This is a genomic window from Streptomyces sp. SudanB5_2050 (assembly GCF_964272335.1).
GTDB lineage: Bacteria > Actinomycetota > Actinomycetes > Streptomycetales > Streptomycetaceae > Streptomyces > Streptomyces rochei.
Genome location: NZ_OZ186760.1, coordinates 3,841,491 through 3,864,641 on the forward strand (window position 1 = coordinate 3,841,491; position 23,151 = coordinate 3,864,641).

The 23,151-nt window shown below is 74.4% G+C and carries 16 protein-coding genes and 3 tRNA genes; 9 read left to right on the forward strand and 10 right to left on the reverse strand.

Annotated features, from left to right (window positions below; translation table 11 throughout):
- Window positions 1–220 precede the first annotated feature (220 nt).
- The gene (locus ACFZP7_RS17140; protein WP_385634731.1) at window positions 221–1,561 is read left to right on the forward strand and encodes a hypothetical protein; all 1,341 of its coding nucleotides are present in this window, start codon (window positions 221–223) and stop codon (window positions 1,559–1,561) included.
- A 133-nt stretch (window positions 1,562–1,694) separates the two neighbouring features.
- Here the strand turns inward: ACFZP7_RS17140 and ACFZP7_RS17145 are convergent.
- Window positions 1,695–1,767 (reverse strand) — tRNA-Arg (locus tag ACFZP7_RS17145).
- A gap of 168 nt (window positions 1,768–1,935) precedes the next feature.
- Window positions 1,936–2,026 (reverse strand) — tRNA-Ser (locus tag ACFZP7_RS17150).
- A 199-nt stretch (window positions 2,027–2,225) separates the two neighbouring features.
- Between ACFZP7_RS17150 and ACFZP7_RS17155 the strand changes: the two genes are divergently transcribed.
- The gene (locus ACFZP7_RS17155; protein ID WP_046250538.1) at window positions 2,226–2,717 is read left to right on the forward strand and encodes an SSI family serine proteinase inhibitor; all 492 of its coding nucleotides are present in this window, start codon (window positions 2,226–2,228) and stop codon (window positions 2,715–2,717) included.
- A 205-nt stretch (window positions 2,718–2,922) separates the two neighbouring features.
- Window positions 2,923–7,587, forward strand: coding sequence for a PAS domain-containing protein (locus ACFZP7_RS17160; protein ID WP_385634732.1), 4,665 nt, complete (start codon window positions 2,923–2,925; stop codon window positions 7,585–7,587).
- Between the two features lie 38 nt (window positions 7,588–7,625).
- Here the strand turns inward: ACFZP7_RS17160 and ACFZP7_RS17165 are convergent, their stop codons facing one another.
- Window positions 7,626–8,204, reverse strand: coding sequence for a TetR family transcriptional regulator (locus tag ACFZP7_RS17165; RefSeq protein ID WP_385634733.1), 579 nt, complete (start codon window positions 8,202–8,204; stop codon window positions 7,626–7,628).
- Between the two features lie 139 nt (window positions 8,205–8,343).
- Between ACFZP7_RS17165 and ACFZP7_RS17170 the strand changes: the two genes are divergently transcribed.
- Complete coding sequence (locus tag ACFZP7_RS17170) at window positions 8,344–9,570, forward strand: MFS transporter (protein ID WP_125537830.1); 1,227 nt, start codon at window positions 8,344–8,346, stop codon at window positions 9,568–9,570.
- A gap of 297 nt (window positions 9,571–9,867) precedes the next feature.
- On the opposite strand, the gene ACFZP7_RS17175 is transcribed toward ACFZP7_RS17170, so the two are convergent.
- The 3 genes from ACFZP7_RS17175 to ACFZP7_RS17185 all read right to left on the reverse strand — a co-directional run bounded on the left by ACFZP7_RS17175 (window position 9,868) and on the right by ACFZP7_RS17185 (window position 12,900).
- Window positions 9,868–11,544 carry a long-chain fatty acid--CoA ligase gene (locus ACFZP7_RS17175; protein ID WP_385634734.1) on the reverse strand — a complete coding sequence of 559 codons (1,677 nt, stop codon included), beginning with the start codon at window positions 11,542–11,544 and terminating at the stop codon, window positions 9,868–9,870.
- 115 nt (window positions 11,545–11,659) lie between these two features.
- Window positions 11,660–12,256 carry a SigE family RNA polymerase sigma factor gene (locus tag ACFZP7_RS17180; protein ID WP_019324622.1) on the reverse strand — a complete coding sequence of 199 codons (597 nt, stop codon included), beginning with the start codon at window positions 12,254–12,256 and terminating at the stop codon, window positions 11,660–11,662.
- Window positions 12,257–12,573: 317 nt separating this feature from the next.
- Window positions 12,574–12,900 carry a hypothetical protein gene (locus tag ACFZP7_RS17185; RefSeq protein WP_086878792.1) on the reverse strand — a complete coding sequence of 109 codons (327 nt, stop codon included), beginning with the start codon at window positions 12,898–12,900 and terminating at the stop codon, window positions 12,574–12,576.
- A gap of 406 nt (window positions 12,901–13,306) precedes the next feature.
- On the opposite strand from ACFZP7_RS17185, the gene ACFZP7_RS17190 reads away from it, so the two are divergent.
- On the forward strand, window positions 13,307–14,182 hold the full coding sequence (locus ACFZP7_RS17190; protein WP_385634735.1) for a bifunctional DNA primase/polymerase: 876 nt from the start codon (window positions 13,307–13,309) through the stop codon (window positions 14,180–14,182).
- Between the two features lie 77 nt (window positions 14,183–14,259).
- On the opposite strand, the gene ACFZP7_RS17195 is transcribed toward ACFZP7_RS17190, so the two are convergent.
- Window positions 14,260–14,344 (reverse strand) — tRNA-Ser (locus tag ACFZP7_RS17195).
- Window positions 14,345–14,406: 62 nt separating this feature from the next.
- Window positions 14,407–15,960, reverse strand: a complete 1,554-nt coding sequence (locus ACFZP7_RS17200) for a S1C family serine protease (protein ID WP_385634736.1) — start codon at window positions 15,958–15,960, stop codon at window positions 14,407–14,409.
- Between the two features lie 243 nt (window positions 15,961–16,203).
- Between ACFZP7_RS17200 and ACFZP7_RS17205 the strand changes: the two genes are divergently transcribed.
- The 3 genes from ACFZP7_RS17205 to ACFZP7_RS17215 all read left to right on the forward strand — a co-directional run bounded on the left by ACFZP7_RS17205 (window position 16,204) and on the right by ACFZP7_RS17215 (window position 19,099).
- Window positions 16,204–17,031, forward strand: coding sequence for a glycerophosphodiester phosphodiesterase (locus tag ACFZP7_RS17205; RefSeq protein WP_125773146.1), 828 nt, complete (start codon window positions 16,204–16,206; stop codon window positions 17,029–17,031).
- Between the two features lie 127 nt (window positions 17,032–17,158).
- A complete protein-coding gene (locus ACFZP7_RS17210) occupies window positions 17,159–17,797 on the forward strand; it encodes an ATP-binding protein (RefSeq protein WP_037899749.1) in 639 nt (212 codons plus the stop codon).
- 336 nt (window positions 17,798–18,133) lie between these two features.
- The gene (locus ACFZP7_RS17215; RefSeq protein ID WP_385634737.1) at window positions 18,134–19,099 is read left to right on the forward strand and encodes a DUF5926 family protein; all 966 of its coding nucleotides are present in this window, start codon (window positions 18,134–18,136) and stop codon (window positions 19,097–19,099) included.
- A 266-nt stretch (window positions 19,100–19,365) separates the two neighbouring features.
- On the opposite strand, the gene ACFZP7_RS17220 is transcribed toward ACFZP7_RS17215, so the two are convergent.
- A complete protein-coding gene (locus ACFZP7_RS17220; RefSeq protein WP_385634738.1) occupies window positions 19,366–20,208 on the reverse strand; it encodes a hypothetical protein in 843 nt (280 codons plus the stop codon).
- Between the two features lie 55 nt (window positions 20,209–20,263).
- Window positions 20,264–20,929, reverse strand: a complete 666-nt coding sequence (locus ACFZP7_RS17225; protein WP_192341927.1) for a bifunctional DNA primase/polymerase — start codon at window positions 20,927–20,929, stop codon at window positions 20,264–20,266.
- Window positions 20,930–21,578: 649 nt separating this feature from the next.
- Between ACFZP7_RS17225 and ACFZP7_RS17230 the strand changes: the two genes are divergently transcribed.
- Window positions 21,579–23,072 carry a PP2C family protein-serine/threonine phosphatase gene (locus tag ACFZP7_RS17230; RefSeq protein WP_385634739.1) on the forward strand — a complete coding sequence of 498 codons (1,494 nt, stop codon included), beginning with the start codon at window positions 21,579–21,581 and terminating at the stop codon, window positions 23,070–23,072.
- Window positions 23,073–23,151: the final 79 nt, after the last annotated feature.

Sequence of the window (23,151 nt, forward strand, 5' to 3'; positions counted from 1 at the left end):
TGGAGACGCGTCGTCGCAACATGGGCACACCCTAGACACAGTCGGGGCGGACATCACCGCGCGGTGCGGCCTTGCGACGAGCCTGCAACAGACCTGTGCCGCCGTATTCCCCGGCACGCGCACGCCTGTTGATCATAGACTCGTCACATGTTCAGGCTGCCCTCTGCACATTTCCTCCGGCAGCCGGCCCCCACTGTCACTGCCCCATGAAAGGCAATCCGTGAGGCTCCGCCGTTCCCTCGCCGTGGCCGTCGCCGTCGCGGTGACCACGCCCGTCGCCCTGTTCACCGCCGCTCCGGCACTCGCCGCCGGGGCACCCGCAGCCCAGACGCAGAACCAGCCGACGTACGCGGAGTTGAAGAAGGCCGCCGCCGACGCGCAGAAGGCGTACGAGAAGGCCCTGGCCGCCAAGGAGGAGGGCCAGGAGAAGGTCAAGGCCACGCTGGAGGCGCTGGACTCCGACACCCACCCGCTCAAGGCGGCGACGATCACCGCCGACAAGGCGGCCGAGGAGGCCGCCGCCGCCGAGACCGCCGCCGAGAAGGCCGTCCGGGACGCCGAGGCCGCGGTCGAGGCCGCCCAGGGCGAGACCGAGAAGGCCGAGGCCGAGAAGGCCCTCGAGACGGCCGAGGCCGACCTCGCGAAGGCGGTCGAGGCCAAGGAGAAGGCCGACGCCGCGGCCGAGGCGGCCCGGACCGCGCTGGACGACGCCAGGGTGGCGGCGGTGCGCGAGTACAGCGTGCTCAAGAAGGCCCTCGACGACGCGCTCGCGGCCAAGGAGGCCGCCGAGGAAGCGCTGGGCACCGCCGAGGAGTGCGTCCGCGAGACCGGGCTGACCTCACTGGCGGTGGGACTGCCGTCCGAGGTCGTCGCCGGTACGACCGTCGACTTCACCCTGCGCGTCACCAACGGGACCGAGCGCACGTTGACCGTGGACCCGCTGGCCTTCGTCCACGTGGACGGCGAGCGCGGCGGCGAGAAGAGCCGGCTGGCGGTCGAGTGGTCCAACGGCTCGGGCTGGCACGCCCTGAACGGCGACGAGCCGGAGCACATCGCCCACATCGACACCATGGCGCCGGGCGAGCGCAGCGACGTGAAGCTGCGCATGACCGTCGCCCCCGATGCCGCGTCCGCCGGCGCCTTCGCCCTGTTCGCCGCCGACGCCTCCAGCGCGTACCGGCCCTGCGTCCTGGGCCCGATGAAGCGCTACGACTTCGAACTCCTGCCCGCCGGCAGCGACCCCGGCCCGGTCGACGACGCCGACCCCGGGCAGACCGGCAAGGACGACGACCAGCGACCGGCCACCGCCGGGCCGGGCACCACCCCCCAGGGCGGCGCCGCCGGACAGCCGGTGACGACGGCACGGACGACGCCGACGACACCGACGACCCGGACGGCCGGCACCGGCACCTACGGCACCACCGCCGCCACCGGGGGCACCCTCGCCCAGACCGGCACCTCCCCGGCGCTGGCCCCGCTCGGCGCCGCGAGCGCCGTGGCCGTGGCACTGGGCGCGGGCGCGGTCCTCGCCGCACGCCGCCGCATGACTGCAGACCGCTGACCGTTGGCTGCTGATCGCCCGGACCGAGCCACCGCAGGTGCGCCCGGTCCGGGCGCCGTCGTCGGCGGCCATCGGAACACCTGTCACGGGAACGCCAGAGGCCCCGGATTTCTCCGGGGCCTCTGGCTCACTGTGCACTCGGCAGGATTCGAACCTGCAACCTTCTGATCCGTAGTCAGATGCTCTATCCGTTAAGCTACGAGTGCTTGTCTTTTCAGTTCTACCGCCGCTCCCGGCCCTTCCGGCCCGCTCGCGGCGACAGGAAGAACATTACATGACTGCCGCCGTCATGTGAAATCCATTGGCCACACCCCTTGTGACCTGCGAAAACACCGAAGCCCCGGCCGAGTGGGCCGGGGCTTCGGTGTTCGGTGCGGAGGCGGAGGGATTTGAACCCTCGATGGGCTTTAAAACCCAAACCGCATTAGCAGTGCGGCGCCATAGACCGGACTAGGCGACGCCTCCAGACAACCTCACCCCTCGCGTGCGAGCGCGAGTGGTGCGTGCCGATGATGACACAGTAGAGCGCGCTGTCACCAATCGACCCCTACGGTACTAGGCGGGCGGGCCGCAGGGCAAAGCCTTACGACGCCTCACGGCGTGTGCGCGGGCGCCCGGCCGGCCGGCCGCGCAACGTCCGGCGGGCCGGCGCGTTAGTCAGGTCATGTTGCAGGTCACCCGACTCCCCGCCGCGCGCCTCCTCGGCGCCGCCGCCCTGTCCGTCGCGAGCCTCGCCGCCCTGTCCGCGCACCCGGCCGCGGCAGCCGGCCCGCACCTCCCGTCCCCGGCACCGGCCGTCGGCCCGGGCGCCCCGGCCACGGACCACCTGACCGTCACCGTCCGGGACGCCGGCGCGGACCTGGACGGGACGTACGAGCTGTCCTGCGCCCCCGCCGGCGGCACCCACCCCGACCCGGCCGGCGCGTGTGCCGTCGTCGAGCGGGACACCCGCTGGGGACAGGACGCCTTCGCGCCGGTGCCCGAGGGCAGCGTCTGCACCATGCAGTACGGCGGCCCGGCCACCGCGCACGTCACGGGCACCTGGGCCGGCCGCCCGGTCGACGTCACCTACGACCGCCGCGACGGCTGCGAGATCTCCCGCTGGGACCGCATGGTGCCGCTGCTGCCCGAGGTGACGGCGCCGGGAGGGTCGTAGCCGGCCCCGCCCCGGGCGACGGACGAGGGCGGAGCGCGGGGACCTCGGTCACACGTTCTACGTCAGTCCCGCGTGCGACCTCCGTCCCGTCCCGCACCGCCCGCCGGGCCCCAACCCTTAGACTCCCTCGCGTGACACGTCGCGGGCCGGTTGGCAAGATGGCCCAGGCGGTCGGCAAGGTGCGGTAACAGGAGGGAAGCGTCTCGTGAGCAGCAGGCCATCCCGAGGCGCTGCTCGCCTCGCAGCCATACTGGACGCGCTGCCCGACGCGTTGGTCCTGGTCAACGCCAACGGCACCGTGGTCAACGCCAACACCATCGCGCTGGAGGCGTTCGAGACGCCGGGCACCGCGCTGGTCGGGCGCGGGCTGCTGGACCTCCTGCCGGAGTTCGACTCCCGGCTCATCCCCGGGTCGATGCGCCGGCCGGACCACATCGACCCGCGGGCCCGCACCAAGCCCCGGCGCATGATCGCCCGCCGCACCGACGGCTCCGAGTTCCCGGTCGAGGTCACCAGCGCCAACCTGGAGACCGGCCAGCAGGCCTACGACAACTACGGCTACACCGGCGACGAACTGCTGATGCTCGTCGTCCGCGACCTCTCCGGCACCGTCGACACCGAGGCCGAACTCGCCCGTTCGCAGCGGCAGACCGAGATGATCCTGCGGGCCGCCGCCGAGGGCGTCGTCGGCACCGACACCGACGGGCGGATCGTCCTCGTCAACCCGGCCGCCGCCCAGATACTCGGCTACCGCGCCAGTGACCTCGGCGGCCGCGAGCTGCACACCCTCGTCCTGCACTCGCGGGCCGACGGCTCCCCCTTCCCGTACGACGAGTCGCCGCTCGCCGACACGCTGCGCTCCGGGCGCAAGCACCGGGTGCGCGGGCAGGTGCTGTTCTCCAAGAGCGGCGACCAGGTGCCGGTCGACCTGACGACCGCTCCCGTGCGCGACGGCGACCAGCTCGTCGGCGCCGTGATGACCTTCACCGACCGGCGCCCCTACGACGCGCTCGTCAAGGAGCACGAGGAGGCGGAGCGGCGGCACGCCGAGGAACTGGAGCGCCTCGCCGAGGAGCACGCCTCCGAGCTGACCGCGCTGCGCCAGCAGCACGTCACGGAGCTGGAGGAGCTGCGGGAGAAGCACGCGGAGGAGGTGGCCGCCGACGCGGACCGCTACGCCGCGCTCGGTGAACGGGAGAAGGACCGCTACGAGGCCCTCGCCGCCCGGCACGAGCAGCTGCTCACCCTCCTCGGCGGCTCGCTGCGCGGCCCCCTGGACGAACTGCGCCGGGAGCTGGCCGCGCTGGCGGCGGACGACGCCGGGCAGTTGTGGCCGGAGGCCAATCAGGTGCTGCACCACCTGTCGGCCGGTTACTCGCGCATCACCACGCTCATCGACAACGTCCTCGGCTACCAGCGCCTCGACGTGGGCAACGAGAACGTCGCCCGCACCAAGGTCATGCTCGACGCGGTCGTCGCCTCCGGTGTCGACGGCGCCGTCGAACTGATCGGTCCGGGCCGGGTGCAGTTCGCCGTGCACGCGCCGCCCATCGAGGCGGAGGTCGACCACCGGCTGCTCGCCATCGCCCTCGCGCACCTCGTCGCGGACGTCGCGGGCGTCGACGCCACCGGCAACTCGCCCGTGTCGGCGACCGGCGGCTACCTGGACAACACCGTCGTGGTCGCGGCGGCGCAGCGCGGCGAGGTCGTACGCATCGAGGTGCGCGGGCCGTACTCCGGGGGAGACCCGGTGCACGAGCCGATCGTGCGCGGGATCGTGCGGGCGCACGGCGGTGTGCTGCAGACCCACGAGGTGCCGGGGATGAGCGGCAGCGCGTACGTGCTGGAGGTGCCGATCGGGGGCGGGGCGGGGGCCGTCACGGACCCGGGTCCGGCGTCCGAGCCGGCGCCGGCGCCGGGCCCCGAGGGCGCGGGTGCCGAAGCGGCTTCCGGTGGCGGACGACGGCGTGCGCGGCGGTCGTCCGTCGACGCGTTCCTGGAGAGCGAGGTCACGGGCGCGGCGCCCGAGGACGCCGGGCCGGGTGCCGGTCCCGAGGGCACGGCGACCGCTCCCACGGGACGGCGCAGGCGGCGTGCGGCCCAGGCGCCGGACCAGGGCGCGCAGCCGTCCTCGGCACCGGCGGGACAGGAGCCGGCCGCCCAGGTCTCCTCCGCGCCGCTGCCGGTCCCGGCACAGGCCGGTCCCGGTGAGGGGTCCGGCGGCACGGGGCGCCGACGCGGTCGCCCGGCGGAGGACGCGGGAGCCGACGCGGACGTCGCGCAGCGGCCGGTGCCGCCCGCCGGGGTCTCCGAGGGCGCCGTCGTCATGGCCGGCGAACACGGTGGAGGGGCCGCCGCCTCCAACACCGGTCTGGGCGGGACCGTACCGCCGCAGGGCGTGCCCGCGCCGTCCGGGCGGCGTGCCCGGCGCGACGGTGCCGCGCAGCAGGCGTTGCCCCCGGCCCTGCCCGCGCAGGCCGGTGAGACGGACCCGCCCGGCGAGGACCGGCCGACCGGGCGTCGGCGGCGTGCCCTGGCCTCCGCCAACGAGCGCGCCGCCGCGCAGGAGGCGGCACCGCGCCAGGTGTTCGCCCTGCCGCCCGCCGACGCCGACCGCCCGTCCGACGCCCCGGCCCAGCCGCACGGCGTGACGGGAGCGACGGAGCCCGTGGGCGCCACGGCGCCGCCGCCGGCGTCGTCGGCACCTGCCTCGGCACCGGCACCGGAGGGGCAGGTCCGGGTGCCCGCGCAGGTCCCTGGGCACGGGCCCGCACCGGCGCCGGCCGGTGACGCCCTCGTCGACGACGGCCGGCACGACGCCGTGCCGCACGACCAGGCCGACGACCACACTCCGCCGCAGCCGCACCCGGCCGAGGCGCCCACCGGACGGCGCCGCCGGGCCGGGGCTGCCGCGCAGACGGAGGCGACGATGAGCGGGGCGCCGCAGGGCGGGCCAGTACAGGGGGGTCCGACGCAGAGCGGTCCGGTACAGGGCGGCCCGGTACAGGGCGGTCCGGCGCCGGCGGCTCCCGCCCAGGCGGGGCACCCGCTTCCGCAGGCCGGGCCCCCTCCGCAGGTTCCGCAGACCGGACCCCCGACGCAGGTTCCGCAGGGCGGCCCGGCGCCGACGGCTGCCGCCCAGGGTGTCCAGAGCGCGCCCCCGCTTGCGCAGGACGCCCCCGGTCAGGGGACCCCCGCATCGGCCGACGCCGCCCGTGCCGGGGTGCCCGGGACCGCCGGCGCGCGTGCCGAGGGTGCCCCTCCCGTCCCCGGGCCGCCCGCCCCCGGGCAGACCCCCGCCGGTCACCCCGCCCCCGGGCAGCCCCACCCCGCCCAGCCGATCCCTGCCCCGCCGGCCCCGCAGCCCTGGCCCGCGGCCGCCGCGGACGTGCCGGGCGCCGGTGCGAACGCCGCCGCGCCGGCACCCGGCACCCCCGTGCCGTCCCCTGCCGCGCCGGGCGCGAGCACGCCCGCACCGTCCGACGGCGCCACCGGCCCCGGGACTCCCCCCGTGCCCCCGGCACCGGCGCCGACGCCGACGCAGGACGTCCCGGTGTCCACGCCGAGCCGGGGCACCCCGCTGCCGCCCGAGAACCCTCCCGCCCCGCGCACCGCACAACCGCTGCCCGCCGAGGCGTCCGCCCCGGTCGACCCGAACTCGACCCAGGGACGGGCGATCAGCGTGCGGACGCTGGGCCAGGGCGTGCCCTTCAACCGGCAGGCCGTCCAGGTGCAGCAGCCCTCGGCCACCCCCGCCCCGCACCAGCCGGGCGGCTCCGGCCGGCGCCGCAAGCTGGGTACGCCGCCCGAACCGGCGGCCGCCCGCGCGGACCAGACGGCCCGGCCCCACCCGTCCCCCGACCAGCCCGCCGCCGCGCAGTCGCCGAACCGGCCGGAGCCCCAGCCCCAGCCGCAGGGCCCGGAGCAGTCCCCGGGCGCGGGACGCCCCCAGCCCCAGGAGCAGCCGACCCTGACCGGTGGTCAGCCGCGGCGGGCGCCGGGGACGGAGGGCGTCGGACGGTCCTACGCCATAGGCGCCCCGGACCGGAACGCCGCCGAGGGCCCCGAGCCGCTGGACGGTCCCGGCGGCGCCGTGGAGGTCGCCGACCCGCCGCGTCCGCAGCCGATGGACGACGAGCTGCCCCCGGAGCCGCTGGACAACCCGCGCCGGCTGCTGGTGTGGCCCGCACCGGACGTCTCCACGCAGCAGGCGCTCAGCGACCGCGGCTACCGGCCGGTGATCGTGAACTCGCGCGAGGAGGTCGACGCGCAGATCGCGGCGTTCCCCGCCGCGCTGTTCGTGGACCCGCTGACCGGGCCGATCACCCGTACGGCGCTCCAGTCGCTGCGCCAGGCCGCGGTGGCCGCCGAGGTGCCGGTGCTGGTCACGGCCGGGCTCGGACAGGCCTCGCGCGACGCGGCCTACGGCGCCGACCCCGCCGTACTGCTGAAGGCGCTCGCCCCGCGCGACAGCGAGCAGCACCCGCCGCGCGTCCTGCTGATCGAGGAGCACGCGGAGATCGCGCTGGCGCTGACCTCGACGCTGGAGCGGCGCGGGATGCAGGTGGCGCGGGCGGCGAGCGACGCCGACGCGGTGGCGCTGGCGGGACAGTTCCGGCCCAACCTCGTCGTGATGGACCTGATGCAGATCGAGCGGCGCCAGGAGGGACACGCCGGGATCATCGACTGGCTGCGCGCGAACGGGCAGCTCAACCGCACCCCGCTCGTCGTCTACACCGCGGCCGTCGACCAGGCCGACCTGCCGCGGCTGGCCTCGGGCGAGACCGTGCTGTTCCTGGCGGAGCGCTCCACCAGCGGAGAGGTGCAGTCCCGGATCGTCGAGCTGCTGGCGCGGATCGGGACCAACTGAGGCCCCCGGTCCCGGCCCGTTCGCGCGGGAGGGCCGCCCTAGCCGTCGACGATCAGGCGGGCCGCCCTCTTGATCGAGGAGCGCAGGCGGTCGGCGTCGGCGTCCTCCCCGCCGACCAGGATGCGTTTCATCTGCGGCATCACCGAGGCCCAGTTGGCCATCGCGACCAGCAGGAAGAGCAGGTCGGGCGCCGGGACGGCGTCGGTGACCACGCCGCGCCGCTGCCCGTCCCGCACGGCGGCGACCTTGCGGGCGTAGTGGTCCTGGCGTTCGGCCTCGTGGGGCAGCTCGGCGGTGCCGTACTCCATGCCCTCCCAGAACAGGAGGCGCAGCAGCTCGGGGTGGGCGGCGTGGTAGTCCAGCAGCCGGTCGATCCAGCCCTCGATGTCGTCCGGGTCGACGGGGACCGAGATCGCGAGGTCGACCATCTTCTTCTCGAGGACGGACGCGAACAGCTCGGCCTTGTTGCCGTAGTAGGCGTAGATCAGCTGCTTGTTGGCCTTGGCCTCGGCCGCGATGCGGTCGACGCGGGCGCCGGCGATGCCGTGGCGGGCGAACTCGGCGACCGCCGCCTCGAAGATCCGGGCCTTGGTCGCCTCGGGGTCCCTTGCTGCCATAGGGACAGGGTAGCGGGGCTCGAGCCATAACCAACCGTTTGGTTGACAGCATGCGGGAATGTCGAGCAGACTCCACGAGTTGTCTGCAACCAACTAGTTGGTTATTACTTGGCGCACGCTCTAGGGAGTAGCTCCGCTCATGTCGTCACCGTCAGCCGCCACCGGGACCACGCCGCAGAGCACGACCCGCGGCGCACCGGAGGGACCCGCCGCCCGCGTCTCCCGTCTCTTCCTCCCCCTGATCGCGGTGTGCACCGCCGTCACGGCCGCCAACATCTACCTCGCGGCACCGCTGCTCCCCCTCATCGCCCACGACTTCGGCTCCACCCCCTCGGCGGTGGCCTGGCTGGCCTCCGTCGCGCAGCTCGGGTACGCCGCCGGGCTGCTGTTCTTCGCCCCGCTCGGGGACAGCGTGAACCGGCGCCGTCTGGTCGGCGTCCTGGCGCTGGTGGCGGCGGCCGCCCTGGTCGCCGGTGCCGCGTCGGCCGGGACCGGCGCGCTCGCGGCGGCGGTCCTGGTCGCCTCGGCGGCGACCGTCGTACCGCAGCTCCTGGTGCCGCTGGTCGCCGAGCGCGCCCCCGCGGACCGGCGGGCCCGCCACGTCGCGGCCGTCGTCGCGGGCCTGTTCACCGGCGTCGTGGCGGCCCGGGTGCTGGGCGGACTGGCCGGGCAGGCCTTCGGCTGGCGCTCGGTGTTCGTGGGCGCCGCCGTCCTGACGGCCGTCCTGGGACTGGCGACCGCGTACGTCCTGCCCGTGGAGCGCCCGCGGCGACGGGGCCCGCTGTTCGCGGGTCTGGCCGCGCTGCCCGGGGTGGTGCGGCACTCGCCGGACCTGTGGCGGGCGTGTGTGCGGCAGGCGGGGATGTACGGCGCGTGGAGCGCTCTGTGGACCTCGCTGGCGCTGCTCCTCGCCGGTGACGACGGGTACGGCATGACCACGGCGGCGGCCGGGCTGTTCGGCCTGTTCGGGCTGGCGGCGAGCGTCGTCGCACCGCTCGCGGGCGGCCTGGTCGACCGGTTCGGGGCCGCCAAGGTCGTGCGGTCCGCGTATTTGGTCGCGGCCGTGTCGGTGCCGTTGTTCTGGCTGGGCGGGCAGGTGATGGCGGCCCTGTGCGCGGCGGCGGTCCTGGTGCACGCCGCGCTGGTCGCCTCCCACGTCGCCAACCAGACCCTCGCCCTGACCACCACCTCCGCCCCGGCCACCGCCAACACCGCGTACGTCGTCTCCGGCTTCGCGGGCGGCGCCCTCGCCTCGGCCCTCGCGGGCCCCGCGTACGGCCACTGGGGCTGGGGCGGGGTCTGCGCGGTGGCGGGGGTCTGGCTGGTGCTGGGGTGGGCGGTGACGGCGGTCCGGCGTGAGCGGTGAGGTGTGACCGCCGGGCGGGGAGAGAGACCTGCGGCCCGGCAGCGCGTGGAGGCCCGCGGCCCGGCGACGGGTGGGAGGCCCGCGACCCGGCAGGGAGCGGGAGCCGCGCGGCCCGGCAGGCGGCGGGAGCCCCCGGCCCAGCAGCGGGCCGGGAGACGCGCGGCCGGCGAGCGGCGAACGGCGGCCGGCGGGCGACGGGCGGCCGGGAGACGCACGGCAGCCCGCCGGCCTCGCGCCGGGGGCGCCCCCGGCGGCCGCCCCCGGCGGCCGCCCCCGGCGTGAAGCCGTCCGCGCCGGTCAGAGCCGGGTGACGTCCAGCCCGCCCTCGGCGTACTGCCTGCGCAGCACCTTCTTGTCGAACTTGCCGACGCTGGTCTTCGGCACCGCCTCGATCACCGTCCAGCGCTCCGGGAGCTGCCACTTGGCGATCTTGCCGTCCTCGGCGAGGAAGGCGCGCAGCTCCTCGAAGCCGACGCGCGCGCCCTCCTTGAGGACCACGGTGGCCAGCGGACGCTCGCCCCACTTGTCGTCGGGGACGGCGACGACGGCGGCCTCGGCGACGTCCGGGTGGGACATCAGCGCGTTCTCCAGCTCGACGGACGAGATCCACTCGCCGCCGGACTTGATGACGTCCTTGGCGCGGTCGGTGAGGGTGAGGAAGCCGTCGGGGGAGATGGTGCCGACGTCGCCGGTCTTCAGCCAGCCGTCCTCGCTGAACTTGTCGTCCGGACGCAGCGGCTCGGCGCCCGGGCCGTTGTAGTAGGCGCCGGCGATCCAGTTGCCGCGCACCTCCAGCTCACCGGCGGACTCGCCGTCCCAGGGCAGGCGCTCGCCGCCGGGGCCGGTGAGGCGGGCCTCGACGCCGGCCGGGAAGCGGCCCTGGGTGAGGCGGTAGGCGAACTCCTCGTCGGTGCCGATCGCGTGGGCCGGCGGGCGGGCGACCGTGCCGAGCGGGGAGGTCTCCGTCATGCCCCAGGCGTGACAGACCCGCATGCCCAGCGCGTCGAACGCCTCCATCAGGGAGGGCGGGCACGCGGAGCCGCCGATGGTGACCTGGGTGAGCGAGGACACGTCCTGCGGCTTGGCGGTCAGCTCGGCGAGCAGTCCCTGCCAGATGGTGGGGACGGCGGCGGCGTGGGTCGGCTTCTCGCCCTCGATCATCTCGGCGAGCGGGGCGGGCTGCAGGAAGCGGTCCGGCATCAGCATGTTCACGCCGGTCATGAAGGTGGCGTGCGGCAGTCCCCAGGCGTTGACGTGGAACTGCGGGACCACGACCAGCGAGGTGTCCTCGTCGGTCAGGCCCATCGACTGGGCCATGTTGACCTGCATGGAGTGCAGGTAGATGGAACGGTGGCTGTAGACGACGCCCTTGGGGTCGCCGGTGGTGCCGGAGGTGTAGCACATGGCGGCGGCGGCCCGCTCGTCCAGCTCGGGCCAGTCGTAGGCCGTCGGCTTCCCGGCGATCAGGTCTTCGTACTCGTGCACCCGGACCGAGGCCCCCTCCAGCAGGGAGCGGTCGCCCGGGCCGCTGACGACGACGTGCTCGACCGTCTTCAGGTGCGGGAGCAGCGGGGCCAGCAGCGGGAGCAGGGAGCCGTTGGCGATCACGACGCGGTCGGCGGCGTGGTTGACGATCCAGGCCAGCTGCTCGGGCGGGAGGCGCAGATTGAGGGTGTGCAGGATCGCGCCCATCGAGGGGATCGCGAAGTACGCCTCGACGTGCTCGGCGTTGTTCCACATGAGGGTCGCCACGCGCTCGTCGTCGCCGACGGCGAGGTCCTCGCGCAGGGCGTGCGCCAGCTGTGCGGCACGCGCGCCGATCTCGGCGAAGGAGCGGCGGTGCGGCTCGCCCTCACCGGTCCAGGTGGTCACCTGAGAGCTGCCGTGGATGGTCGACCCGTGGGCCAGGATCCTGGAAATCAGCAGCGGTACGTCCTGCATCGTGCTCAGCACGGTGTCCTCCCGGGGCGACATTGCCTACGCGGCGGCAAGGGTTGCGCTGATTCTGCGCACATACCACGCGGTATGTCACTACTCCCGGGTGATCGATCAGTGGGCGCCGCTCCGCGGGGGTCGTCCCGCGGAGCGCTCAGGACCGGACGAAACCCAGCTCGGGGTCCTCGCGCAGCTTGCCCAGCGCCCGGGACACCGCCGACTTCACCGTGCCCACCGAGACACCGAGCACTTCGGCCGTCCGGGCCTCGCTGAGGTCCTCGTAGTACCTGAGGACGACCATCGCGCGCTGCCGGGCGGGCAGCTTCATGATCGCCCGCCACATCGCGTCGTGCAGGGCCTGGCGCTCGGCCTGGTCGTCCCCGGCCGGCACGGGCTCCGGCTCGGGCAGCTCGTCGCAGGCGAACTCGTCGACCTTGCGCTTGCGCCACTGCGACGTCCGGGTGTTCACCAGCGCCCGGCGCACATAGCCGTCGAGGGCGCGGTGGTCCTCGATGCGCTCCCAGGCCACGTAGGTCTTGGTCAGCGCGGTCTGCAGCAGGTCCTCCGCGTCGCTCGGGTTCGCGGTGAGCGACCGGGCGGTGCGCAGCAGCACCGGCCGGCGGGCCTTCACGTACGACGAGAAGGACGGGTACGGGAAGGTCTGCGTCCGTGCCGTGGCCCTGGCCGGAACCCTGGCCGGGGCCGTGGCGGTGGCGGCGTTCGAAGCGCTGGTGCAGACGGGTGTGGTCATGACTCAACGCTATGAGCGAGGGGCCGCCCCGCGGATCGGCCGCAGGTCCCGAAGCCGCGTCCGCCTCAGGTTGTAGGGGTGGTGCCGGGTGCACCTCCTGTAGGTGGACGAGGGGAGGAGGGGTACTGCGGGTTCACCCCTGGGGGAGCCCCGCCGCCCCGGGCCGTCCGAGGACCCCGCACACGTGAAAACGCCTGGGCGGCGGTACCGGAAGAACCGGTCCACCGCCGCCCAGACGCCTTGCGACCCCATGAAGCACACCCGCACGGTCACTGAGGGGCCGGGCTCGGGAGCGCACCCGCTCCCGGCCCCTCAGCTCACCACCACAGCGGGGAGAAGCTGACGGCCACGTTCTCGTTGCCCTGGTTGATCGCCGTGAACGCGGAACCGTCGACCTGCGCGGTGTTGCTCTGGTTCGAGGCCCCCGAGCCGACCGCCTGCTGCTGGGTGGTGGACGAGTTGCCGTTGTTGTCCCCACCGACGCCGCTGCCGAGGATGCCGGCGAAGGCCTCCGAAGCGGTCGCGTTCGATCCGTCGTCCGCGAGGGCGCCGTTGTCCGCCGTCGCGATGCCACCGAAGAGAGCGGCGGCGAGCGGGAGGGCGGCGACGGCGGCGACGACGCGGGCGGTACGGATGCTTGCCATGTTTTTCCTCCAGAACACGTGCGCACCGGCTGTCAGCCGAAGGCGCGATAAGTACGTGAAGCTGCCTGGACCTGCGTGAAGTTGCGTGAAGCGGTTCTGAACTCGATCCGGTGCCGAGGCAGTTGGCCGACCGCCTCGACGCTGTGCACGACGTCGCGTGATCAGAATTGCCCACCGAACCCCGGCGAACCACCCCGGAAGATCCGATTCGCTCTCAAGCGTGATGACAAGTCGATAAACCCCTTTGCTTCCCTTCCCTCCCAGGCCAGGGCAGCTACGGACATCTCCACCCCAAGCGCCGCAAGAGGTGAAGCGTTCCGGCACTTTTTCCGCCCACGCCCGGCCCTCCGGCGCGTCGCTCCCGCCCACCCTTCCCTTTTTCGAACGCACGTACGAAACTAGACCCATGGCCACCACCGACCGGCAGGCCACGACGCTGGCCCTCGCACACGCCCTGTCAGCCGCCGAACGCGGTCTGGCCGTCATCCCCCTGTCCCGGACGAAGCTCCCGGCCCTCCGCTCCCCCCACCGCGACGCCCCGGCCCCGGCCCCCTGCCACGGCGAGTGCGGCCGCCCCGGCCACGGGGTCTACGACGCCTCCACCGACCCGGCCCGCATCCGCGAGCTGTTCGCCGCCGCCCCCTGGGCCACCGGCTACGGCATCGCCTGCGGTCTGCCCCCGCACCACCTCATCGGCGTGGACCTCGACACCACGTCGGAGACGGACTCCCCGACCGCCCTGCGCGAACTGGCCCTGCGCCACCTGTTCACCATCCCGCCCACGGTCGTCGTCCTCACCCCGAGCGGCGGCCGCCACCTGTGGCTGAGTGGCCCGCCCGACGTCGTCGTCCCGAACTCCGCGGGCCGCCTGGCCCCCGGCATCGACATCCGCGGCGCCGGCGGCTACCTGGTCGGTCCGGGCTCACGCACCCGGCACGGCGCGTACACCGCCGCCCCCGGCACGGACCACCTCGCCCCCGCGGCCTGCCCGCCCGCCCTCCTGCGCCTGCTGCTCCCGCCGCCACGCCGCCCGCACCGGCCCGCCCCCGCCCACACCGCGACCGACGCGCACGGTCGCGGACTTGTCCAGTTCGTCCGCTCCGCCCACGAGGGCCAGCGCAACACCCGCCTGTTCTGGGCGGCCTGCCGCGCCTACGAGGACGGCCTCGGGGCGGCCCTGGTCGACCCCCTGGTCGAGGCGGCCCTCGACACCGGCCTGACCGAACGCGAGGCCCGCGCCACCATCGCCTCCGCGGCCCGCCTCACCGGCCACCGCCCCTGACGGCCCCCGCCCCGCCCGACCCGGACACACCGACGGCCCCCGACCGTCGTACCTGGTCGGGGGCCGTCAACTCACTGCGGTGGGTGTGGGATTTGAACCCACGGTGACTTGCGCCACGACGGTTTTCAAGACCGTTCCCTTAGGCCGCTCGGGCAACCCACCCCGCGCCGCTCGTGATCGGCGGCGCGGGACCAGGGTAGCGGGTCGGCGCGTGGGGGGTGGGGTCAGTCGTCGCCGACCTTGGAGCCCAGGGTGAGTTGGGTGGTGCGTTCCTTGCCGCCGCGCTCGTAGGTGACGGTGACCTCGTCGCCGGGCTTGTGGGTCCAGATCTCGCCGATCAGGGTCGGGCCGCTGTCGATCACGCGGTCGTCGAGCTTGGTGATGACGTCGCCGGGCTTGAGGCCGGCGTCGGCGGCGGGGCCGCCCGGCTCGACGGGCTCCGAGCCGTTCACGCCCTGCTCGGTGAGCTTGGCGCCGTTCGCCGTCTCCTCCAGGGAGACGGAGGCGCCGATCTTGGCATACACCGGCTTGCCGGTCTTGATCAGCTGCTTGGCGACGAACTCGGCCTGGTTGATGGGGATGGCGAAGCCCAGGCCGATCGAACCGGCCTGGCCGGTGCCGAAGCCGCCGTTGCTCGTGGACTGGATGGCGGAGTTGATGCCGATGACGTTGCCCTGGGCGTCGAGGAGCGGGCCGCCGGAGTTGCCCGGGTTGATCGACGCGTCGGTCTGCAGGGCGCTCATGTAGGAGGCCTTGCTGCTGCCGCTGCCGTCGCTGGAGGCCACGGGGCGGTTCTTGGCGCTGATGATGCCCGTGGTCACCGTGTTGGACAGCCCGAAGGGGGCGCCGATGGCGATCGTGGAGTCGCCGACGGCCACCTTGTCGGAGTTGCCGAGGGGGAGGGGCTTGAGGTCCGAGGGGGCGCTCTCGAGCTTGATGACCGCCACGTCGTAGCCCTGGGCGTGACCGACGACCTTCGCCTCGTACTTCTTGCCGTCCGGGAAGGTCGCGCTGAGCTTGCCGCCGTCGACCGCCTCCGCCACCACGTGGTTGTTGGTGACGATGTGGCCCTGCTTGTCGAAGACGAAGCCGGTGCCGGTGCCGCCCTCGCCGTTGCTGCCCTCGGCCTGGATGGTGACCGTGCTGGGCAGCGCCCCGGCGGCCACGCCGGCCACCGTGCCCGCGTCGCGCTTGACGGAGCCGCCGGTGTCGGAGGCGGAGACCGTGGTGGAGCCGGACTCGTCGTTGTTCTTCGCCAGCGTGTACCCGAGGCCGCCGCCGAGCCCGCCCGCCACCAGCGCGGCGATCAGGAGCGCGGCGACCAGTCCGCCGCGGCCGCGGCCCGCCTTCGGAGCGGGCGGCTGGTACGAGGCGCCCCAGCCACCGCCGCCGTACTGACCCCCGCTGCCGCCGTACTGACCACCGCCGTACTGGCCGTCACCGTACTGAGCGCCGCCGTGACCGCCGTCGCCGTAGGAGGGAGTGCCCGGCGGCGGGGGCGGCGGCCAGGAGGCGTCCGGGGCGCTGTGCGTCACGCCGGGCCCCTGGGGAGCCGCCGGATCGTGGGCGGCAGCGGACGACGGGTGGGGCGGGTGCGGCGCCCCGGCGTCGGCGGTGGACGCCTGACCGTCCTGCGGCGCCGGGGAGGCCGGGGCCGACGGCGGCCGGGCGTCCGGGTGGTGCGCGGGCGGCTGCGGGGAGGCTGCGGGAGAGTCCACCGGCACGGGAGGCGCGGACGGGGCCGGGGGTACCGCGGTGCCCTCGTTCTCGGTGCTCACAGCTTCTCTCCTCGTTCCACGGCGGTCTTCCGGCCCACGGCTGCTTCCCGACCGGAGCAGCGCGGATGTGCGGTGTTTTCGTATGCCATCAGCTTTTCCCACGGGCCGTCAGAGCACCATAAGCGGTTGCTGTGGGTCCGGGGACGGCCTTTATGTCAGACATCTCAGACTAAACGGATGTGGTGGCGATGACCTCGACGGCTCCGTGGCACGTATACCCGCGCGCGGTGGCACCATGACGCGGTGACCCACGCACGACAGCACCGGATTCAGGTCGTCGCCCACCGGGGCGCCTCCGAGGATGCTCCCGAGCACACCCTGGCCGCCTACCGGAAGGCGATCGAGGACGGAGCGGACGCCCTCGAGTGCGATGTCCGCCTGACCGCGGACGGCCATCTGGTCTGCGTGCACGACTGGCGCGTCAACCGTACGTCCAACGGACGCGGCGCGGTCTCCGCGCTGGAGCTCGCCGACCTGGCCGCCCTCGACTTCGGCGCCCGCCGGACCCGGGAGTTCTGGCGCACGCGCGACGAGCAGCCCGACTGGGAACACCGGCCCGAGGACCGGGAGGAGACCTCCGTGCTGACCCTGGAGCGGCTGCTCCAGCTGGTGGCCGACGCCGGGCGGCGCGTGGAGCTGGCCATCGAGACCAAGCACCCCACGCGCTGGGCGGGTCAGGTGGAGGAGCGGCTGCTGCTGCTCCTGAAGCGGTTCGGGCTGGACGCCCCCGCCTCGGCCGCCGAGTCCCCGGTGCGCGTGATGAGTTTCTCGGCCCGCTCGCTGCACCGGGTGCGGGCAGCGTCGCCGACGCTGCCGACCGTCTACCTGATGCAGTTCGTCTCGCCCCGGCTGCGCGACGGCCGGCTGCCCGCCGGTGTCCGGATCGCGGGCCCCTCGATCCGCATCGTGCGCAATCACCCCGCCTACGTGGAGCGCCTGAAACGAGCCGGCCATCAGGTGCACGTGTGGACCGTGAACGAGCCCGAGGACGTCGATCTCTGCGCCGACCTGGGAGTCGACGCCATCATCACCAACCGGCCGCGCGCGGTGCTGGACCACCTCGGCCGCTGATTCGTCCGGGAACCTTGACCCGGCGCCCCCGCTGCCCCATCCTCCGGTGTCGGCCACACCGACGAAATCCAGCCACACGATTACGGGGAGTGCTCCGGCGCGTTCGGTGCGTGTTCGACCGTGTCGAATGCGTCACTGGACGGCGACCGGCCGGTTTCCGGTTCAGGCCAGAAGGGCATCCACACCGTGGCGTGGGGCGAAGGAGGTCTCGGGGGTGGCGTTGGTGGTGGCACAGGAAGTGCCCACGTCGTCGAGCATGGCCGTTCCCCATGGCCCTGCGGGCGTGGGGAAGGCACGGCGCCGGATGCGCGAGCAGTTGCGCGGCGGCGGTGTGGCGGAATCGGTCATCGACGACGCCGTACTGGTCCTTTCGGAGCTTTTGAGCAACGCGTGCAAGCACGGCCGGCCGCTGGGCGACGCCCTGGCCGGGGACGGCGACGTGCGCGCCGCCTGGCAGGTGGACGCCGCCGGGCGGCTCCTCGTGGAGGTCACGGACGGCGGCGGGCCGACCCGTCCCGCGCCGGCGACCCCCTCGGTCACCGCGCACGGCGGACGCGGGCTGAACATCATCACCGCGCTGGCCGACGACTGGGGTGTGCGGGACGACGCCCGCGGAGAGGTGACGGTCTGGGTCGTCGTCCACGAGGACGTGTACGACCCCGACGCCGGGCACCGGCGGGACGACTTCGCCTCCCGGATCGCGGCACCGGCGGTGTCGGAGATCCCCGGGCTGGACTTCGCGGACGCCTTCGACGACGTGGGCTGACCGGCGGCCGTCGCGGGGTCGCCGTGGGGCCGCCGTGGGGCCGTCGCGGGGTCGCCGTGGGGCCACCGCTGGGCCGTCGCGGGGTCGCCGCCGTCCGCGCGCCGGCCTCGGCGTACGCCGGTGCCGGTGACCGCCCTGGGGCCCCGCCGGGCCGCGCCCCGGCGCGCACGGGCCCCCGGGACCCCCCTCCGGGGCCATCCGGGGCCGTCGCCCGAAGCCCGGCGCCGCCCGCGCCCTCCACAGTCGGCCCCTTGTCCACAGGGTCCCGTGAGCCGCGGCGGGAACGGCTAGGCTCGCGCCCGTACGAGATGGAGCCGCAACCGGGAGACACCCACGATGGCCAAGAAGCGACCCCAGACGAAGGCCAGGCGGCCGCAGCTCACCGACGGTGAACTCCCGGTGGTCGGCGCCCGCGAGCCCTGCCCGTGCGGCAGTGGCCGCCGCTACAAGGCCTGCCACGGCCGTGCCGCCGCACAGGCCACCACCGAGCTGGTGCAGCGCCCGTTCGAAGGGCTTCCCGGCGAGTGCGACTGGGTGGCCCTGCGCGAGCTGGTCCCGGCGGCCACCGTCGAGCTGACCCTGAAGGACGGCCTGCCCGAGGGCGTCCCCTCCGTCACCCTGGCCACGGTGCTGCCGATGGCCTGGCCGGCCCTGCGCCGCGACGACGGCTCCGTCCTGCTCGGCCTGCAGAACGACACGGCGTCCGGCGACCTCAGCCGCGACCTCGCCGACACCCTCCGGCGGGCGCTGACGGCCCAGCCGGGCACCCCGGTGCAGGGGCGTCGCGCGCCGGCCGACGGTCCCCGGCTGCAGGACCTGCTCGATCCCGAGGGCGCGTTCCGGCCGGAGGTGCACGCGGGCTTCGAGTTCTGGGTGCCGGACCCGGAGAACGCCACCCCGGAGGTGACCGCCTCCCTGGAGCGGGCCAACGCCGCGGCCATCCCGACCGTCCGGCTCCAGGGCGTGGACAGCGCCTACTGGTGCGAGACGCCGGAGAAGAACCACCTGCGCTGGGTCATGCCGCACGAGGAGGAGCGGCTTCTGGACGCTCTCGCCCGGCTGCACGCGGCCGGCCGGTCGTCGCTCGGCGAGGGCACCCGTCTCGTCGGCTCCTTCCGGGCGCACGGGCTCACCGTCCCGGTGTGGGACCTGCCCAGCGAGGTCACGGCGCAGGACATCGAGAAGCCGGCGGCCGAGTTCGCCGAGCGCCTCGCCGAGGCCCTGGCGACGGACGCCCCGCTCAGCGCCGACGAGCGCCGGGCACGCGGCGGCCTGACCAACCGGCAGGTCACCCTCAGCTGACCCGCTCGCGCCCCGGTCCGCCCGGCTGACCGACCGGTCAGCCGGGGTCCCGGCCCGACCGGCGCGTGACTCCGGTCACAACTCCCGCCGCGAACAGGCCAGTCGATGACCGGAAAACAGGAGATCGAATTTGCTAACCGCCGATCTCTTGTTACCGTTCGAGTAGCCCGGTTGCTGGTGCATCCCCCGTCGCCAGCAACCGGGTCTTTCCATGCGGCCGGCCGCACACGCACCGCGACCGCCCGCCAACTCCCCGTTCCGTACGGTCAGTTGCCCGGACCGCCGTCGGCGTCACCGGCTCCGGTACGGGTACCGGCACCGCCGTCGGCCGCCCCGCCGCCCCCGTTACTCCCGGTACGCAGCAGCAGCGGCCCGTACCCGGCCCGGCCCGCGAACTCGGCGACCGCCGCGTACGCCGCGGGACGGCCCCGCACCGGTTTCCTGGGCGTCTCGCAGGTGCCCGGCGCGTCCTCCGCACCGACCGCGCAGCGCATCCGCACACTGCCCCCGTCGGGCGCCAAGAGGCTGAGCACGGCCTCCAGGGGGTCTCCGGTCGCGTTGCGGTAGTAGGTCCGCGCCCAGGTCCGTGTGCCGGTGCGGGTGCCCTGGGTGAGGACACAGGTCTGGGCCTCGACGCCCTCGGGGGAGGTCAGTTCGGGTCCGCAGCGCACCGCGGTGGCCGGTCCCGCGGGCAACGGGGAGCGGTGGGGTTCGGCCCCGTCGGACGCCGGACCGGTGTGCGCGTCCGTCCCGCGCCGCCCGGCCCCGGCGGCTCCGGCCGCACGGTCCTCGTCGGGCGCCTCGCCGTCGCCGCCGCGCGCGAGGAGGGGTACCGCCGCCGGTGCTTCCGCCGCGTCGTCCGAGGGGCCCGCGGACGCCACCGCGAACGGCAGTACGACCGCGCACACCACGACACCGACGAGTCCGTACAACCGCAGTCGCAGACGGTCCGGCGCGCCCCGGCCCGCCCACGGGCGGTGGGCCCCGGCCGGCCGGTGCCGCCCGCCGGCGCGCCGTCGCCCGGCGAAGCGGTACGGACCGGCGGCGCGGTACCTCCGGTCCGGCACGCGTCGCCGGCCGGCGCGGTGCTCCCCTGCGTGAAGCGGCATGGGCGGACGATAGCGACGGCGAGCGGGCCCGGCCCTCCGCGCGCGCCGGACACCCCTACAACTCGGGCGCGCTCACACCCGTACGAGTGAGGGCGTCGACCACCGCGTCGACCACGGCCTCCACATCGGGCACCCAGGGCGAGGAAGAGCCGGGCAGCGGCGCCCGCTCCCAGCGGACGGCGCCCGGGCCGGTCTCGGAGGGCGGCAGCGCGATGTAGCCGCCCTCCCCGTGGAACCTCAGGGAGCCGGGGACGAAGTCCTTGGCGTACAGCAGCTCGCCGAGCTGCTCCATGGTGTACGGCCGCACCAGCAGCGACCAGCGGGTGGGCGAGGCGACGACCGGACCGAGCCGGATGCCGGCGCGGTCGAGCGCGGCCAGCGCCCGGGCGGCCGGCAGGGCGGGCAGGGAGACGGCGCACGGGGCGCTGCCCCCGGTGGCCAGGACGATCGGCGCGGCCGGCCGGTTGGCCCACCACCAGCGCACCATGCGCGCGTCGGTGGTGGCCGCGAGCAGCCCGGGGTCGAAGGGGTGCGCGCCCGGCACCGTGCACTCGGGGTCGGGACAGCCGCAGCGCGAGCGCGCCCGTGGGTCCGCCGCCACGCCCGGGAGCACGGGCCATCGCCATCGCGTCGCGTAGGTCAGGGCCGCTTCGATGAGCTCAGGCCGCCCGTCGTCGTGCTGGGACAAGAGCCTGCGTCGCCTTCCGAGGATCTCGCGCATGAGCGCTCGTTCCTTTCCGTTGCACGCCTGGCAACACCGAGGTCACATCACCATGTGTCGATCTCTTCGCTGTGCGTAGCTGGTGGCGCATCACACCCCTGTCGAGGGGCCATCTTCCGCCGACGACGTCTCCGCCGAGGGCAAGGAGAAGCCCTGAGGGCCGAGCACTGACTGCGTCCGGGACGGTACGTCCGCACTGCGTCCATCAAAAGCATGGGCGTGGCGCGGGGGTGGCGAAGTCTGGCGTTTTGCCGTCGCGCGTATTTCTCTCCGCCTCCGCCACGGGAGGATGGGGCACGGTCGTCGGTGGATAGGACGCCCGGGTCCGTCGCCAGGTTCCGGGTGGTCCCAACCACCCCTGGCCTTCCCGGAGTACGTACCCATCACGACCGCTGTGACGCTCCGTAAAGCACCCCCAGTCGACCGCAACAAGGCGTCCTCTGGGGCAGTTTCAAGCCAATTTCACATTTCCGCAAGAGGTCGGACAGGAGGACACTCCCGCCCCACGGACACCAGGAATCCCAGCAGGACAATGCTGGACATCTCCTTACGAGTGCGTGTACATGTGGAGACACTGCTGGCGGCGCAGAATGACATGGGGGTTTGCGATGCTTTTGAGCAGTAAGCGCCGGTCGGAAAGCCGGACGCCATGAACGCCCCGCACCCTGCGAAAGTGGCCGGAATCGATTCAACGGTTCCGTCCCCCGCACACACTGTCGCGTCCGCCGCCGCGAGCACGTCGCCGACCGCGCCGCACAACGCCCCGGACGCGGCCGACGTCACGGACGCCCCGGGCACCCCCTGCGCCCCCGGCATGCTGCTCCAGGACCGGCTCGCCGGCTGGGTCTCGGACCTCACCACCCTGCACGAACTGACCGAACGACTGATCCGTACGGACTCCCTGGCCGACGGACTCCAGGAACTGCTGCGCGCCGGAGCCGCCCTGGTGGGCGCCCGGCGCGGACTCGTCGCGCTGGAACCGGCCGACGGACTCGGCCCGGAGACCACCGTCGGGCTCGGGCTCGCCCGCGCCGACCTCGGCCACATCGAGACGGTGCCCCGCAGCGCCCTGTCCCACGGGCGGATCCTGGACGGGCTGCCGGTCGGCGAGGAAGGACTCGCCCGGCCCGACCTGTTCGCCGAGGAGAATCTCGACCCCCGCCACCGCGAGGTCGCCGCCCGCCTCGGCTACGCCGCCAGTTACGCGCTGGCCCTGACCTCCGAGGCCGGGGACGGCGCCGGAGGCACCGAGGCCGTTCGGCGCGCCGAGGGCTCCGGGAGCGCCGACGCCGGCCGCCTGGGCGCGGCCGTATGGCTCTACGACGAGCCGGCCGAGCCGGACGACCGGCAGCGCCATCTCGCCGGCCTCTACACCCGCAGCGCCGTCCCGCACCTGACCCGGCTCCTGGAGGTCGAGCGCACCAGGGCCTCCATGGCGACCCTGGCCGAGGAGTTGCTCCCCTCCCGCCTCCCGAGGGTGCCCGGTGTGCGGCTCGCCGCCCGGCACCGCACCGGGCCGCGCGGCGGCGGCGACTGGTACGACGCCCTGCCGCTGCCGGACGCCGCCCTCGGACTCGCCGTCGGGTCCGTCACCGGGTCCGGGCCCAGCGCCGTCGCCGCGATGGGCCGGCTGCGCGCCTCCCTGCGGGCGTACGCCGTGATGGAGGGCGAGGACCCGGTCGCGGTCCTCTCCGACCTGGAGCTGCTGCTGCGGCTCACCGAGCCCGCCCGTTCGGCCACCGCCCTGTTCGGCTACTGCGAGCCCGCGCTGCGCCGGATCACCCTGGCCGGCGCCGGACACAGCCCGCCGCTGCTGATCGGGGAACGGCGCACCGAGTACGTCGAGACCTCCGTCTCCGCGCCGCTGGGCATGCTCGCCTGCTGGGAGGCGCCGAGCGTGGAGGTGCAGGCCGAGCCCGGAGAGACGGTTCTGCTGTACACCGACGGACTGCTGCGCCGCACCGGCGACACGGCCGACCGCGCGTTCGCCCGCCTGCACGCGGCGGCGGCCGGGGTCCCCCGGGCCGCGCGGCAGGACCCGGACGCCGTGGCCGAACACGTCCTGCGCACCGTGCTGCCGGACGGGAAGGCCGAGGCGGAGTCCGCGGAGGACGTGGTCCTGCTCGCGGTGCGGTTCGATTGACGAACACGGTTCGATTAACGGACACCTACGCCGGGTCCGTCACGCATAACGGACGGTAGCGCCTCCGTGTAACAGGCCC